At 68.1% G+C, this 13,662-nt stretch carries 15 protein-coding genes; 3 read left to right on the top strand and 12 right to left on the bottom strand.

Going from position 1 to position 13,662, the window contains the following annotated elements; genetic code table 11:
- Window positions 1-101: 101 nt before the first annotated feature.
- The gene (locus ACIHA7_RS13155; protein WP_397288930.1) at window positions 102-542 is read left to right on the top strand and encodes a MarR family winged helix-turn-helix transcriptional regulator; all 441 of its coding nucleotides are present in this window, start codon (window positions 102-104) and stop codon (window positions 540-542) included.
- 26 nt (window positions 543-568) lie between these two features.
- Window positions 569-949 carry a DUF5313 family protein gene (locus ACIHA7_RS13150; protein ID WP_387724391.1) on the top strand — a complete coding sequence of 127 codons (381 nt, stop codon included), beginning with the start codon at window positions 569-571 and terminating at the stop codon, window positions 947-949.
- Window positions 950-1,108: 159 nt separating this feature from the next.
- Here the strand turns inward: ACIHA7_RS13150 and ACIHA7_RS13145 are convergent, their stop codons facing one another.
- From ACIHA7_RS13145 to ACIHA7_RS13135, 3 genes are read right to left on the bottom strand one after another with little or no spacing between them, the layout of a single operon-like run.
- Window positions 1,109-1,993 carry an aminoglycoside phosphotransferase family protein gene (locus tag ACIHA7_RS13145; RefSeq protein WP_397288927.1) on the bottom strand — a complete coding sequence of 295 codons (885 nt, stop codon included), beginning with the start codon at window positions 1,991-1,993 and terminating at the stop codon, window positions 1,109-1,111.
- 26 nt (window positions 1,994-2,019) lie between these two features.
- Window positions 2,020-2,667 carry a response regulator gene (locus ACIHA7_RS13140; RefSeq protein WP_397288925.1) on the bottom strand — a complete coding sequence of 216 codons (648 nt, stop codon included), beginning with the start codon at window positions 2,665-2,667 and terminating at the stop codon, window positions 2,020-2,022.
- Window positions 2,664-3,848 (bottom strand): sensor histidine kinase, encoded by a 1,185-nt coding sequence (locus ACIHA7_RS13135; RefSeq protein WP_397288923.1) that lies wholly within the window; start codon window positions 3,846-3,848, stop codon window positions 2,664-2,666. The genes ACIHA7_RS13140 and ACIHA7_RS13135 overlap by 4 nt, the downstream gene beginning before the upstream one ends.
- A 129-nt stretch (window positions 3,849-3,977) precedes the next feature.
- Here ACIHA7_RS13135 and ACIHA7_RS13130 point away from each other — a divergent pair, with 129 nt between their 5' ends.
- On the top strand, window positions 3,978-4,973 hold the full coding sequence (locus tag ACIHA7_RS13130) for an SDR family NAD(P)-dependent oxidoreductase (protein ID WP_397288921.1): 996 nt from the start codon (window positions 3,978-3,980) through the stop codon (window positions 4,971-4,973).
- 34 nt (window positions 4,974-5,007) lie between these two features.
- Here ACIHA7_RS13130 and ACIHA7_RS13125 read toward each other — a convergent pair whose 3' ends face one another.
- The 9 genes from ACIHA7_RS13125 to ACIHA7_RS13085 all read right to left on the bottom strand — a co-directional run bounded on the left by ACIHA7_RS13125 (window position 5,008) and on the right by ACIHA7_RS13085 (window position 13,658).
- Window positions 5,008-5,892 carry an aminoglycoside phosphotransferase family protein gene (locus ACIHA7_RS13125; protein ID WP_397288919.1) on the bottom strand — a complete coding sequence of 295 codons (885 nt, stop codon included), beginning with the start codon at window positions 5,890-5,892 and terminating at the stop codon, window positions 5,008-5,010.
- A 43-nt stretch (window positions 5,893-5,935) separates the two neighbouring features.
- Window positions 5,936-6,673 carry a hypothetical protein gene (locus ACIHA7_RS13120; RefSeq protein ID WP_397288917.1) on the bottom strand — a complete coding sequence of 246 codons (738 nt, stop codon included), beginning with the start codon at window positions 6,671-6,673 and terminating at the stop codon, window positions 5,936-5,938.
- Between the two features lie 169 nt (window positions 6,674-6,842).
- Complete coding sequence (locus ACIHA7_RS13115; RefSeq protein ID WP_397288915.1) at window positions 6,843-7,439, bottom strand: hypothetical protein; 597 nt, start codon at window positions 7,437-7,439, stop codon at window positions 6,843-6,845.
- A gap of 14 nt (window positions 7,440-7,453) precedes the next feature.
- Window positions 7,454-8,410, bottom strand: coding sequence for an MlaD family protein (locus tag ACIHA7_RS13110; RefSeq protein WP_397288913.1), 957 nt, complete (start codon window positions 8,408-8,410; stop codon window positions 7,454-7,456).
- A complete protein-coding gene (locus ACIHA7_RS13105; protein ID WP_397288911.1) occupies window positions 8,407-9,531 on the bottom strand; it encodes an MlaD family protein in 1,125 nt (374 codons plus the stop codon). Before ACIHA7_RS13105 ends, ACIHA7_RS13110 begins: the two co-directional genes overlap by 4 nt.
- Entirely contained in the window at window positions 9,528-10,613 is a 1,086-nt protein-coding gene (locus tag ACIHA7_RS13100) for an MlaD family protein (protein WP_397288909.1), read from the bottom strand. Before ACIHA7_RS13100 ends, ACIHA7_RS13105 begins: the two co-directional genes overlap by 4 nt.
- Window positions 10,613-11,647 carry an MlaD family protein gene (locus ACIHA7_RS13095; protein ID WP_397288907.1) on the bottom strand — a complete coding sequence of 345 codons (1,035 nt, stop codon included), beginning with the start codon at window positions 11,645-11,647 and terminating at the stop codon, window positions 10,613-10,615. The genes ACIHA7_RS13100 and ACIHA7_RS13095 overlap by 1 nt, the downstream gene beginning before the upstream one ends.
- A complete protein-coding gene (locus ACIHA7_RS13090; RefSeq protein WP_397288905.1) occupies window positions 11,635-12,636 on the bottom strand; it encodes an MlaD family protein in 1,002 nt (333 codons plus the stop codon). Before ACIHA7_RS13090 ends, ACIHA7_RS13095 begins: the two co-directional genes overlap by 13 nt.
- Entirely contained in the window at window positions 12,633-13,658 is a 1,026-nt protein-coding gene (locus tag ACIHA7_RS13085; RefSeq protein WP_397288903.1) for an MlaD family protein, read from the bottom strand. Before ACIHA7_RS13085 ends, ACIHA7_RS13090 begins: the two co-directional genes overlap by 4 nt.
- Between the last annotated feature and the right edge of the window lie 4 nt (window positions 13,659-13,662).

The raw sequence follows: 13,662 nt of genomic DNA, 5'->3' as shown, positions 1-13,662 counted from the left end.
GCCCGCGGCACAACCACGCTTCTCCGACGAGATGTCGCCCACACACTTCGTGCATTAACTGTTCGTGTATTAACATTGACGGCGGTGCGACAGGAGGACAGATGGACGATCCGCTGCAACTCGACCGGCAGGTGTGCTTCGCCTTGGCGGTGGCCAACCGCGCGGTACTCGGCGTGTACCGTCCGCTGCTCGAGCCGCTCGGCCTCACCCACCCGCAGTATCTGGTGATGCTCGCGCTGTGGGGTGAGGCGCCGATGTCGGTCAAGGCGATCGCCGAGGCCATCCAGTTGGACTCGCCGACGCTGTCGCCGCTGCTCAAGCGGTTGGAGAGCGCCGGACTGATCACCCGCGAGCGCGACAGCCGCAACGAGCGCAACCTGGTCGTGAACCTGACGCCGGCCGGAGTCGCGTTGCGCAAGCAGGCCGAACGGATCCCGCCCGCCGTGGTCGAGCGGCTCGGCGTCACACTGGCCGACCTCGAGGAGCTCCGCGAAGTCCTCACCCGCGTCAACGAGGCCGCGCGCCGATCGATGGCGGTCTAGACCCGATACCTGCGAGGAGATCGCGCATGTCCCGAAAAACACCGCGGCCCAACCCGATCCAGTGGATCGGCTACGTCTTCGGCCGCCGCCTGCCCGACTCGATGATCGACTGGGTGCGCAACGACCTCACCGGAAAACACGCCACCGCCCGCCACATCCTGCGCGGCATGGTCCCGTTCACTCCGCTCTTCGTCGTCTTCCTGCTGTTCCCCGGCGAACTCTGGCTACGCGGCGCCATGGTCCTGCTCGCCATGCTCCTTGCCCTGTTCTACACAGCGGCCTTCATGCCGATGAACCGCGCCCATCGCCTCGCCGAGCACGGGCTCCCCGCCGACCTCGAAAACCCGGAACGCATGCGCCGCCGCGCCCTGGAACGCGCCAGATACGCCGCCCAACACCCCCATTGACCGCCCACTCAACGAAATCTCCACCGCCGACCCCACCGCCGCCCAGGCGATCGCCCCGGCGGTGCCGTCACCGTCGTTTTCGCCCGCACCCGATCCCGCCACGGCGCATGCGCCGGTCGAACGGTTCGCCGTGCCCAATTACGCCGCATGGCGACAGACTCAGGCCAGCGCCCACGGCGCAATTTCTTGCACCGCGACGTAGCCGTCATCGTCCAGCTCGTCGTCCGCCAGGAAGTCCAGCCAATTTCGCACCGCGCGAACGAGAGTCCACGCTCTGGCGCGATCGGCGTCGAGGCCGGCGCCCGCGACTATCGCAGCGAACCGCTCGTCGAGGGTGGATTCCGATCGACGGTTCCAGATCAACGACAGTGTCGTGAATTCGGGGTCGCCGATGAGGGGCTGCGGGTCGATGACCAGCCAGGGCTCGCGCGTTCCGGCCAATACGTTTTCGTAATGCAGGTCTTCATTGGTCAGCAGCCGAGCTGCTTCCGGCCCCAAGTGCGTGCAGACATCGACTGCCGCGTCCAGCAGTTTGCGGGGAAAGGGTGCACCGAGGCGCTGCCAGTCCGCCGGCAATTCGGTCGCATACCGCTCGGCTTCATGCCGCAAGTCCCTGCTGAAGCCGGCTGGCGCCGGAATCACGAGACGGCGCAGCAGGCCGGTGATGAGCTGCACCGCATCCTCGATCGGTTCGGTGAGCAGTGATTTTGCCGAGTCGAGGCGCTCGAGCAGCAGGACACCGCGCGCGGGCTCGCTGTCGAGCAGCCGCACCGCGCCCGCACCGTCCCAGGCAGCGAGTGCGAGCGCCTCGTCGCGGGTCTCCGGCGTGATGATGGTCAGCTTGAGCACCACCGAACTGCCGTCCGACCTGGTGGCGGGCAGCGCCAGTCCGGCATAGCCGTGCATCGCCGGGCCGTCGACGGTGAGTTGCCACCGTTTCAGAAACTCCTCGGCAAGCGCAGGCAGCTCGCTCAACCAGGTCTGTCCCCGCTCCCCCGCATGCTCGGCGAGGCGTTCAGCGAAAAACTTCGGAACAATGCTCACCTGTCGAGCGTCTCAGCCGTGTCCAGCTAATTTCGGGGGGTGCGGGTGCCGAGGACGGCTAGTTGGACTCGGTTGGTGGTGCCGGTTTTGGCCATCAGGTTGGTGATGTGGGTTTTGACGGTGGTGATGCCGAGGTGCAGGTGGGTGGCGATGTCGGCGTTGGGGAGGCCCTCGGCGACCAGAGCCAGTACTTCGCGTTCGCGGGATGTCAGGCCAGGGAGGGTGGGAAGTTCGGGGATGGGGTTGGTGCGGGCCGACAGCGCGGAGTCGACTACGCGGCGCAGGACGTTCGGGGAGAAGGGGTGGTCGCCCGCGGCGGCGCGGTGGATGCCGTGGAGTAGGTCGGTGGGTGTGGCGTCCTTGACGAGGAAGCCGCAGGCACCTGCGGCGAGGGCCGGGTAGAGGTGATCGTCGTCGTCGAAGGTGGTGAGGGCGAGGATGCGGGTGGCGGGCCTGGTGGCGAGAATCGCTGCGGTGGCGCGGATTCCGTCCATGCCGGGCATACGGAGATCCATCAGGACGACGTCGGGGCTCAGTTGCTCGGCGAGCCGGACGGCGTCGCTGCCGGTGGCGGCCTCCCCTACCACCTCGAGCGCGTTGTCGGTTTCGCACAGCATGCGCAGGCCGGCGCGGACCAGGTGCTGGTCGTCGACGATGAGGACGCGGATGGTCATGCGGGCACCGGGCGTCCGGTCGGCAGACGTGCTGCGAGTTCCCATTCCGTGCCGACCCGAGCGGCGGTGAATGCGCCTCCGAGCAGCTCGACGCGCTCGTGCAGTCCGATCAGACCGAGCCCGTGGCCGTCCGCGGGCCGGCCCGAACCGAGCCGTGCGCGCGACGAAGGCCCGGAACCGTTGTCGCGCAACGTGAATCGAACCTCGCCGTCCTGGACGATGATCGTCAAATGTGCTGTCGTACCGGGTCCGGCGTGCTTGGCGATGTTCGAGACACCCTCCTGGGTGAGTCGCAGCAGCGTAAGCGCCACTACCGCATCGACTTCGGCGATATCCTCGGTCACCGCGGCGTGCACGGTGATGCCCGACTGACGCGCGCGGTCCACCACGGCGCGGAGCGCGGCGGGCAGGTCGGCGGGCGCGATGAAGGAGTCGCCGGTCATCGCCGGATCCCGCAGAATGGCGAGCAGCCTGCGCAGGTCGGTGAGCGTGGCCTTGCCGCTGGCGTGGATGTCGTCGAGCACTTCGAGTGCTCCGGGTGGCGCGTCGGGCATGGCGTGCCGGGCGACGCCGACGCGCAGCACGGTCGAGGACACGTGGTGGGCGATCAGGTCGTGCAGTTCTCGGGCGATGGCGGTGCGTTCGACGGCGCGGGCGGCGGCCACCTCGGCGTCGCGACGCTGGGCGATCTCGTGCGCCTCGCGGCGCGCGTGTTCCGCGCCCTCGCGCGCCGTGCGCAGCAGAACACCGATCAGCACCGGCGCGCCCGCCATGACCACCGCCCGATAACCGTTCGCGGCGAGGTCACCACTCGGGTGTAGGAGGTAGGCGCAGGCCAGTGCGCAGGCGGCCGACCACGGCTGCCAGCCGGATCGGCGCGCCGACAACTCGACCAGTGCGATCGCGGCGGCGACCTTGGGCACCACCGGTCCGGTATCGCCGATCTCGAAACCGAGCAGCAGCACCCCGCTCGCCGCGAGTGACGTGGCCAGCGGCCAGCGCACCCCACCCGCGGTCACCAGCACCGCGAGCAGCCCGATCGTCCAGTCGATCGTGCTCGGCGCATCGCCGAGGAACAGCAAGCACCCCACCGCCGACACCAGCAGGACTAGCAACCGCACCGGCAGAAAACGCTCGTCGAGCCACGATTCCAGGCCACGCGTCACTTCCGCCGAACTCACCACGCCCCCATCATGCCGGGCAGCACCGGCAGCCGACTCCTCCCCGCGGAGGAGCAACCTCCTCCGCGCGGCCGATATTCGGACCCGCGGGCGGAGTCGCCGAACCTCGGTTGCCGAGAGTCTGGTGGCATGACGAACAACGATGATGCGGCGCGCGAAGCCGATGGCGGCGAGTCCGACCCGACCGGGGCACCCGGTAAGCGGGAAGCGAAGCCGAGCCGCAGGCGGCTGCTCGGCACGATGGCGGCGTCCGGCCTCGCGGTCAGCGCGGCCGCCGGGCTCGCCGGAGGTGTTGCGCTCGGCGCGAATTCGAACCCACCGCGGTTCGAACCGACCACGTTGCGCCGCTTCGCCGGAAAGACCGTGGTAATCACCGGCGCCACCTCGGGCATCGGTGCGGCGGCCGCGCGGTTGTTCGCCGCGGAGGGCGGGCGGGTGGTGTTCTGCGGGCGGCGCGAGGAGCGCGGCCGTGCGGTGGAGCGCGAGATCCGGGCGGCGGGCGGTGAGGCGACATACATTCGGGCCGACGTGCTGGTCGAGGACGACGTCCGGAACTTCGTCGACTCGGCCGCGAAAATCTATGGCGGGCTGGATGTCGCGTTCAACAACGCGGGCATCACCGTGCAGAAGAAGCTGCATGAGTACGACACCGCCGACTTCGATCGGGTGCTGAACACGAACCTGCGCGGCACCTTCCTCGCCATCAAGTATCAAGTGCCGCACATGATCCGACGCGGCGGAGGCACCATCGTGGTCACCTCGTCCAGCAACGCGCTCGCCACGGACGCGGGACGCGGCGCGTACACCGCGAGCAAGCGCGGGCTGGTCGGCCTGGTCCAGTCCGCCGCACTCGACTACGCGGCGGACGGTATCCGGGTGAACGCACTCGTCCCCGGCACCACCGACACCGAGTTCGTGCGCCGGGCAGCGGGATTGGAGCACCTCCCCGACGACGTGTACCAGGTGATGATGAAACAGTGGGCGGGCAGCAATGTTCCAGGGCTCGGCCGACTGGCCACCGCAGCCGAGATCGCCGCATTCGCCCTCACGCTCGCCTCACCCGAACACCCGTATCTCACCGGCGCTCAACTGGTCATCGACGGTGGAAAAACCGCACACGCGTAGGTGCTCCCTGCGGTGGCGACCGCGTTGAAACCGCTCAGCGCAACGCCCAGGGCGCGATCTCCTGGACGGACGGGTAGCCCGGATCGTCGCAGTCCTCGTCCTCGGCGAACCACAGCCAGTTGCGGGCGCACTGCACAAGGGTCCAGGCTCGGGCGCGCTCGGGGTCGAGGCCCGCGATGTCGACTACGGCGGCGAAGCGGTCGTCGAGGGTGGATTCGGTTCTGCGGCTCCACAATAGGGACAGGGTGGTGAACTCAGGATCGCCCGCGAGTGGCTGCGGGTCGATGACCAGCCACGGTTCGCGTTGTGCGGCAAGCACATTCTCGAAGTGCAGGTCCTCGTTCACCAGCAGCTGGGCGGCAGTGGGTCCGAGCTGAGTGCACGCCTCGATCGCGGCGTCCAGCAGCTTGCGCGGGTACGGCTCGCCGAGCCGTTCCCATTCTCTGGGCAGTTCCTCCGCCCAGCCTGCCGACTCCGTGCGCAGGTTCCGCGAAATACCTTGCGGCACCGGGATAGCCAATCGGCGCATCAGTTCGCAGGTGATGCGTACGGCGTCCTCGATCGGCTCGGTCTCCAGTGAACGTCCGGCTTCGAGACGTTCCAGCAGCATCGCCCCATTGTCGGCGTCACTGTCCAGGAGCAGCACCGCACCGTCACCCCGCCACGCGGCCAACGCGACCGGTTCGTCCTTGGTCTCGGGCGTCAGATAGTTCAGCTTGAGCACCGCCGCACTGCCGTCCGCACGCCGGACGGGCAGCACGAGTCCGCCGTAGCCGTGCATGGACGGTCCGTCGAAGGTGAGTTGCCAGCGGTCGGCATACTGCGCGGCGAGGTCGGGCAGGCGGTCGAGCCAGGCGCGGGCGGGTGCGCCCTCCTGATTGGCGAGGCGGGTAGCGAAGAACTCGGGTACGACGGTCACGTCAACGAGCATCGCAGCCGTGTCGATCGATTTTTCGCGTGCCTTACTCGCTGGCACCGGCCGGCGCGAGAAGAATCCACTCGGTACTGGCGGGCACCGGAGGTGGCGGAGGGGGAAAGAGAGGCGGCAGTGCCGGAACAGGGGGCAGCGGCCCTGGCGCAGGGGGCGGCGGTCCGGGAACGGGCGGGGACTCCGGCGCAACAGGTGGGGGTTCGGGCGCAACAGGCGGCTCCACCACCGTGGGCGGCGGCCCTGGATTGACGGGCGGTGGTCCCGGATCGGCGGGCACCGGCTCCGGGCCAGGACCTTGCTCCTGTTGTCCTGGCCGACCCTGATCCTGCGCCAGGCACACCCAGCGCCCGTCCGGCCCCCGCATCCACTGCGCGACGATCCCGTCGTGCGAGCAGTCGTCCCCGATGCGATGCACGTTCTGCCCCTGCGGGACACACGCCCATTCACCGCCGCGCAGATCCCACTGCGCGACGATGCCGCCCGCCGAGCAGTCGTCCCCGATCTTGCGGGCGGGCTGCGGGGCGACCGGCGACGGCGGTCCCGGACTCACCCGGGTGGGCGACGGGGTGGTGCGGCCGGTGGTCGACGGCCGCGCGGAGGTCGTCGCGGTCGGCGACTTGTCGTCCTTCGAGTCCGCACCCGACCCCAGCAGCATCCCGATCGCGACGACCAACACCAGGGCAGCGGCGATCACGGCCGCGATAACCAGGCCGCGGTTGTCGGCGCCGCGCCCACCGTCGGGTTCGTGACTGCCGCCAGGTGTCACCATCGAAACCGCCTTCTCTGCTGGACAGGGAAATACCGGTACGAATGTTGATCTTCACGGCACGCTACCCGAAGGTTGCTGCATCAACGTCGACTTTATGCAATTTTCATTTATGCAGGTAAATGCCGTTTACCAGAAATAGCTACGGGTACGCTGGTTCAGCCGCCGAAGGTCACTGCTTGGGCAGCGCGCCGGCCATTCCGCCGACGTCGGTGACCTTCCACCCGTTGTTCGGATCCACGTTCACCGTGTACGTGACCGTGGTCTGCGCCCCCTCCGGCGTCTGCGCGCTGGTCGAGGTGACATTGAGGAAGACATTCACCTTGTAGACCCCGTTGTCGGTGTTCATCACCTTGGCGGTGATCGGCGCAGAGGTCGAGGTCCACTTCAACGGAACCAGGATGTCCTGCAGCTTCGGCGCGGTGGCGTCGAACTTGTTGGCCAGCTGCGGGGTGGTGTTGGCCTTGAGCTTGGCAACCCAGGCGTTGACGTCCTGGAAGTTGATGTTGGAGGCGCCGACCGCGTAATCGGTGGCGACCTGCTCGGCGTGCTTGTCGTCGGCGGCCGCGGCGTCGCGGTCGCTCAGGTCGCCGCGCGCCGACGCCCACAGCGCGCCGAACACCACGGTCGCGGCGGTCAGCGCCACCAGCGCCGCGGCGACCGCGACGGTCGACAGGCGAATCGAGACGGTCTTCGGGTCGCGGGCCGGGGCGGGCGTGGCCTCGGTCTCGACGTCCTGCTTCAGTTCGGTCACAACGTCGTTCGACATCGCGTCCTCCTTTCCTATTTGACGGCCACCCGCACCTTGACGGCGCCATCGGCGTCGACCTCGGCGAGGGCCTGGGAGATCAGGTCGGATATATCGATGCGCGGCGCGGCCGCGACCAGCGCATCGACGAGCGGGCGCAGCACCGGCGCCAGCGAACTCAGCTCCGGTTGGAGCTCACGCAACGCCTCGACCGTCTTCGCGGTGAACGGGGCGATCCCGTTTCCGGTCGTGTACTGGTCGATCGGCTGGCTGTCGACCATCCGGCCGACATGGGCGACGAGATCGTTGAGCGCCTGGGTGAACTGGACCCACTCGGGTGCGGCGGCGCTGAAAGACGGTCCTACCCAGTCCATGTTGGTGGCCGTGTTCTGGAAACTGTTGAGCAGCGAGGCGATCTGCGGATTGCGGCTCATGATGGCCGCCGCGAGCAGATCGCCGGAGCGCGCGAGATTCGGGATCGCGCCGTCGGTGCCTGCCAGGGACTGTTCGGCGGTGCTCACCAGCGAGCCGACCACCGTCGGGTCGAGCTGGTTCAACGTCTTGGTGGCGAGCCGGGCGACCTCCGGAATCGACAGCGGCATACGCACATTCGAGGTGGTCAGCTGTTGCCCGTCGCGCAGGTACGGTCCGCCGTCGGTATTCGGCCGGAACTCGACATACGGCTCGCCGAGCGCGGACAGGTGCTCGATGGTGACCGTGCTGTCGGTGGGCACCCTGCGGTCCGCGGCGAGCTTCAGCCCGACCTCGACACCGCCCGCGCTGTTGCGCACCGAGCTGACCCGGCCCACCTCGATCCCGGTGAGCAGGATCGGCGACCCGACGGCGAGCCCGCCCGAGTTGGTCAGCACCATGCTGGCGTTGGTGTACTCGGCCAGCGGATCGGCCTGCACCACGTTGAACGTCAGGTAGCCCGCGCCGAGCACGGTGATGGCGGCGATGCCGCCGAGCGAGGCGATCGGCCCGAGCTTCATCGGACGACTCCGATCATGCGTAGGGTCTGGATGATCCGATCCGTCTGGTCCTGGATCGGCACCGGCGCATCGGTTTTCACGCCGGTGATGTTCACCTTGGGCCCGTGCTCGGCGAAGGGAATGATCTTCTCGCGCACCAGCGCGACCAGCGCCTGCAGATTGGACGGCTGACTCAGGTCGAGCGGCCGGGCCGAGGCCAGCAGCGGCAGGAACGCCTGCACGGTGCCGTCGGCGCTGTTCAGCAGCGGGCCGAGCCAGGTGAGCGAGGTACCGATCGGGCCGAGCTGGTTGAAGATCTTGGTCACCCCGACGATGGACGGGGCGATGCCGTTCATCTGGTCCACCGACTCCTGGGTGAGCAGGTCGGCGAGCACCGGCCGGATGCCGTGCAGCACATTGGTGTTGTTGTCGATCCCGTCGAGCAGCGAGTCGAGGTCGTCGAGGTGGTTGCCCAGGTCGACCGCGTCGTCGGCCAGGGTCTTGCCGATCTGCTTGGTCCTGGCGGGATCAGCGGGCAGCACATCGTTGAGCTGCTCGATGGTGTCCTGCACCTGCTGCACCGCGCCGCCCTGGGTGAAGGTGGCCAGCGCGGCCATCGTGTCCTCCAGCTGCACCGGCGGTTTCGTCTGCGACAGCGGGATCGTGCCGCCCTCCGGCAGCAGCTTGTCGAAGCCGTTCGACGGAGTGATCAGCGCGAGATGGATATCGCCGAGTACCGTGTTCTGCCGCAGTTCGGCGAGCGTGGCCGCGGGCAGCCGCGCCGACTTCGAGATCCTGGCGTCGACGACCACGTAGCCACCACGGCCGCCCGTCTTGGCCGAATCCACCACGGAGACACCGGAAACCGTGCCGACCTGGGCGCCGTTGGCCATGATCTTGGCCCGCGCAGGCAGATTCAGCACGTTGGCGAACTGGATGTGCACGTCGTAGGTGGCACCGGAGACCTCGGAGCCGGGCACCGGCACCGACGACGGATCGAACGCGCAGCCCGCGGCGGGCAGCGCGGCCGCGAGCACCACCGCTAGTCCGGCGACGAAACGGCCACCGCCGCTGCCCTTTTCACGGCGCACCCGGGCAAGGGTGAGGACCAGTCGTCCGGTCTCGTCCCGATGGATGTTCATCGTGCACCCGCCATTCCGAACAGCAGTGCTGCCATGTCGACCTTCGCCATGCCGTTCGCGGCGTCGCAGCGCCCCGGCGCCATCGCGTTCACCACCGCGCAGACCTGATCGGCCTGCTGCTGCGGAATCGCGACCTTCGGTGGGGCGTAGCTGATTCCGGACTGCCCGAACGACCGGAAGGCGTCGGTCAGCACCGGCATCATCGACACGATCTGGGCCAGCGAGCCGACCCGGGCGCGCAGGAACTTCACCAGCGGCACGGTGAAATCGAGCGACTTCATGATCGGGTCGCCGAATGCCGTGGTGAGATCGTTGAGCACCGGGAGCAACTGCCCGAGTCCGTCGATCACCTGGGCACCGGGCTCCAACAGGTCGGTGCGCGCCGCGTTGAGCGTCGGCGCCAACCGGCGGAACATCGACTCGATGTCGCCCCAGTGCTCCTCGACCTTCTTACCGACCGAGGCGAAGGCGTCGAAAACCCCGACCAGGTGGCCGATATCGGCGTCGGGTGAGGCCATCGCCCCGCTCAGCTTCTTGATGATGTCGTTGACCTGCGGCCCTGTTCCCACGGTCGCCGCGTTGAGCTGCGACAACCCCTGGGCGAGTGCGTCGGGGGTCTTGTCGTCCGGCCTCGAGATCTGTGCGGACAACTGCGCCACCGCGTTCAACGTCTCGGAGATGCTCTTGGGTGTCAGCGTTTTGGTGATGCACTGCCCGGCGTTCCAGCGCGCCGTGTTCTGACCGGAGGTCACCACGGCGAGCTGGCGGGCCGCGACGATGCTGTCGGCCAGCGTGGTGGCGCCCGCGTCGGCGTAGACCGGCTTGTCGGCCTCGACGTCGAACTCGACCTTCACCGACTTGCCTTGCGGCGCAATAGAAGTCACGGTGCCCACCGGGATGCCGCGCATGGTCACCTGGTTACCGACGTACAGCCCGACGCTGTCGGGCATGATCGCGCAGTAACTCTCGGTCTTCTTCATCGGGTCGAAGGCGATGAAGTAGCCGACGACGACGAGCACGACCGCGACGAGCGCACCCGAGACCGACATGAACGCCCGCGAGCCGAGCACCTTGTGCAGCATCAGCAGTCCCTCCCCGGCAGTGGCACGCAGACCCGCGCGAGTGCGCCAGGGGGCGCGGTGATGGTCTGCCCGGACTGGTCGATCGTCACGCCGCCGTCGGGCCCGGCCAGCGCGGACAGCTTCTGCTGCATGTCCTGTACCGAGCCGATGACCGGATCCAGCTTGTTCAGCAGCTCCGACAACCGGGGCACGGCGTCGAACAGCGGCTGCAGTTTCGGCTTCAGCTCGGCGTAGGTCGGCGCTATCGCCGCGGCCTTGCTGATGACGGCGTTCAGCAGCCGCAGGCCCTCCTGCAGTTCGGCCCGTTTGCCGAGAACCAGGTCTTCCATCCGGTTGGTGGCCTGCACCAGCCTGCCGAGAGAGCCCTTGGCGCCGTCGTACATGGTCACGTACTCGTCGGCGTTGGCGATCGCCTTGGAGATCATCTCGTGCTGGCGATTGAGGTCATCGACGAAACTGCTCAGGCTGTCGAGGGTGGTGCGCAACGTGTCCGGCGCCTGCGCGACCGAGGTGCCGAGCGCGGCGAGGTTGCGGCGCAAGGTATCTCCGTCGATCTTGCTGACCGGCTCGGCCGCGTCCTGGAAGGTCTGCACCAGGCTGTACGGCAGCCGCACCCGATCCATCGGAATGTGCTTGTCGCCCAGCGGCGTTGTCCCCGACGGGAACAGCGCCACGTAGTTGCCGCCGACCACCGTGAGCATGCGGACATCCAGGGTGGACTGATCGCCGACGAACAACCCGGAGTCGACGGTGAAGCGCATGACCACCCGATCCGGCTTCAGCTCCAGCGATTTCACCGTGCCGACGCTGATCCCGGCGACGCGGATGTCGTCACCGGCCTGCACCGACTGAGCCTCCGCGAGATCGGCGGTGTAGGTCTTCTTGCCGATCGGCACCACATAAAGCACGCCCGCCGCGACCGCCACGATGGCGACCAGAATGACGCCGATGATGCCGAGCCGGATCTCGCGCCGCTTCGTCTCCTGCTCGCCGATCACGCGACGATCGGCGAACATGCCACTCACCCAGCGCATACCGCCACCTGCTGTCCCGCGATCAGTACGCCGAATACCTGCGGCACGTCCGCCGCGCCCTTGGTGCACTGCGGCTTCCAGCCCGCGACCGCCGATTTGGGGATCGCCGCGTCGAAACCGGCCAGCAGCCCGGGCAACTTGTCGAATATCTCGAGCGCCTGCTGCGGGTCGGGGAAGATCTGGTGGATCAACGCGTCGACATCGTCGGGGCTCTGCAGGCCGAGCGCGTTGAACAGGTTGTCCAGCGGGCCGAGCACCGAGGGCGCGGCCGCCGCGAACTGGGCCAGCCCGGCCATATTGGATTCCAGCCCGGAGAAGATGTCGGCCAGCCTGGCCAGCAGCGGCACCATGTAATGAACCTTCCCGCCTGCCGTTTCTTGCAGGTCGGACAGGTTCTGCAGCACCTTGTCGATCACTACCTGCCGGTCCTTGACGTGCGCGGCGAGTTTGTCGATCGCCGCAAGCGCCGGCCCGATGCCGTTGCCGTCGCCCTCGATCAGGGCGACCATGCTGGCGCTGAACTGGTTGATCTCCTCCGGGGAGATGGTGGCCAGCACCGGCTTCAAGCCGTTGAACATGCTGGTCACATCGAAGGAGGCCACCGTGTGCTCGGTGCCGACCCTGGCGCCGGCCGGAATGCGCTTGCCGGGCTGCGGCTGCTGCTGCAGGTCGATGTAGCGCTGGCCGGTGAGGTTCTGGTAGCGGATGGCCAGCTTCGAGTTGTCGTAGATCGACGCATCGGTCTTCAGCGACAACCGAACTCGGGCCCGCACGCCGTCGAGCTCGATCCCGTCGACCTTGCCGACCTGCACGCCGTACATGCGCACGTCGTCGCCGACCTTCAGGCCGTTGGCGTCGGTGAACAGCGCGCTGTGATCCTCGGTCGGCCCCGATACCGGCCGCTTGATCGCCGTGCAGACGATGATCAGCACGCCGATCATCACCGCCGCGAACAGGCCGAGCCGCCATGCGGCGGAACGTACTTTCATCGGGCACCTCCCAATAACGGTGCCAGGACGGGCATTCCACTCAGATCGATCTCGGCGTTCAGCACCGGACCGTTCGGGGTGTCGGGCATGGCCGCGCGCAGGCGGCGCAGCAACTCGGTGAGGTCGGCCCCCGACTGCCGCGGTTGCGGCACCATCTGCGCGAGCAGCGTCAGCACCGGGGCGAGCATGTCGGTGACGCCGGACAGATCGTTGCCGAGGGCGGTGCCCAGGTTGGCGATGCCGGGCAGCAGCGTGTCGGTGTGCATGCGCACGCCGGCGTCGAAGGATTCCCGATTCGATTGCAGCCGAGGGATATTGCGGATCATGTCCACCATCACCTCGTTGGCGCCCGCGAAGTTGCCCGCGCCGTAGAACGCGGGTCCCAGCGCGGCGGCCAGCTCGGAGAACGGCATCCGCTGGTTGTCGGTGACGATCTGGGCCGCCTGGATGATCGCCTGCGCCAACGGGGTGAACGCCTTCATGTCGTGGGAGACCTGGCTGATCACCGTCGCCATCTGCGGGGTGAGCACCGAGTCGCCGGACGCCGACAGGCTGCGCAGCATGCTGCCCATGGTGGCGTCGAAGATCGCGGCGGAGTTGGCGCCGGTCAGGTCGAGCACGCTGTCGTCGCGCAACGCGGACCCGCCGGACCCGCGCCGCAACTCGATCTCACTGATGCCGAACAGGTTCGCGGGCGCGTAGTCGACCCGCAGGCTGTCGTCGATGCCGTGCAGCTGCGAACGATCCAGCCGCAACCCGATGCGCTGGGTGCCCCGCTCGGCCGGGTCGACCCCGGTGACCGTGCCGACCTGCACGCCGTCCACCCGCACCGGGGTGCCCGCCAGGATGCCGTCGCCGACCTGCTGGGTGTGCAGCGCGATGTGCATTCCGTCGTCGGTGCGCAGCTCCCGTTGCAGCACCATGGCCGCGACCACCGCCACGATCACGGCGACCGCGATCAGGCCGACGAGCCGGGACCGCTGCTTGTCGACCGCCACTCCGGGCAATCCATACTTCGGCATCGCC

It is taken from the genome of Nocardia sp. NPDC052316 (genome assembly GCF_044547795.1).
Lineage (GTDB): Bacteria > Actinomycetota > Actinomycetes > Mycobacteriales > Mycobacteriaceae > Nocardia.
The sequence above is the reverse complement of the archived record's forward strand: the minus strand, read 5'-3'. Positions and strand labels throughout refer to the sequence as shown.

Coding starts and splice junctions, on each gene's coding strand:
- ACIHA7_RS13115 (WP_397288915.1), bottom strand. CDS start 7,439: ATGTCGAACGACGTTGTGACCGAACTGAAGCAGGACGTCGAGACCGAG.
- ACIHA7_RS13090 (WP_397288905.1), bottom strand. CDS start 12,636: ATGAAAGTACGTTCCGCCGCATGGCGGCTCGGCCTGTTCGCGGCGGTG.
- ACIHA7_RS13085 (WP_397288903.1), bottom strand. CDS start 13,658: ATGCCGAAGTATGGATTGCCCGGAGTGGCGGTCGACAAGCAGCGGTCC.
- ACIHA7_RS13140 (WP_397288925.1), bottom strand. CDS start 2,667: ATGACCATCCGCGTCCTCATCGTCGACGACCAGCACCTGGTCCGCGCC.
- ACIHA7_RS13155 (WP_397288930.1), top strand. CDS start 102: ATGGACGATCCGCTGCAACTCGACCGGCAGGTGTGCTTCGCCTTGGCG.
- ACIHA7_RS13110 (WP_397288913.1), bottom strand. CDS start 8,410: ATGAAGCTCGGGCCGATCGCCTCGCTCGGCGGCATCGCCGCCATCACC.
- ACIHA7_RS13095 (WP_397288907.1), bottom strand. CDS start 11,647: ATGCGCTGGGTGAGTGGCATGTTCGCCGATCGTCGCGTGATCGGCGAG.
- ACIHA7_RS13100 (WP_397288909.1), bottom strand. CDS start 10,613: ATGCTGCACAAGGTGCTCGGCTCGCGGGCGTTCATGTCGGTCTCGGGT.
- ACIHA7_RS13130 (WP_397288921.1), top strand. CDS start 3,978: ATGACGAACAACGATGATGCGGCGCGCGAAGCCGATGGCGGCGAGTCC.
- ACIHA7_RS13150 (WP_387724391.1), top strand. CDS start 569: ATGTCCCGAAAAACACCGCGGCCCAACCCGATCCAGTGGATCGGCTAC.
- ACIHA7_RS13105 (WP_397288911.1), bottom strand. CDS start 9,531: ATGAACATCCATCGGGACGAGACCGGACGACTGGTCCTCACCCTTGCC.
- ACIHA7_RS13120 (WP_397288917.1), bottom strand. CDS start 6,673: ATGGTGACACCTGGCGGCAGTCACGAACCCGACGGTGGGCGCGGCGCC.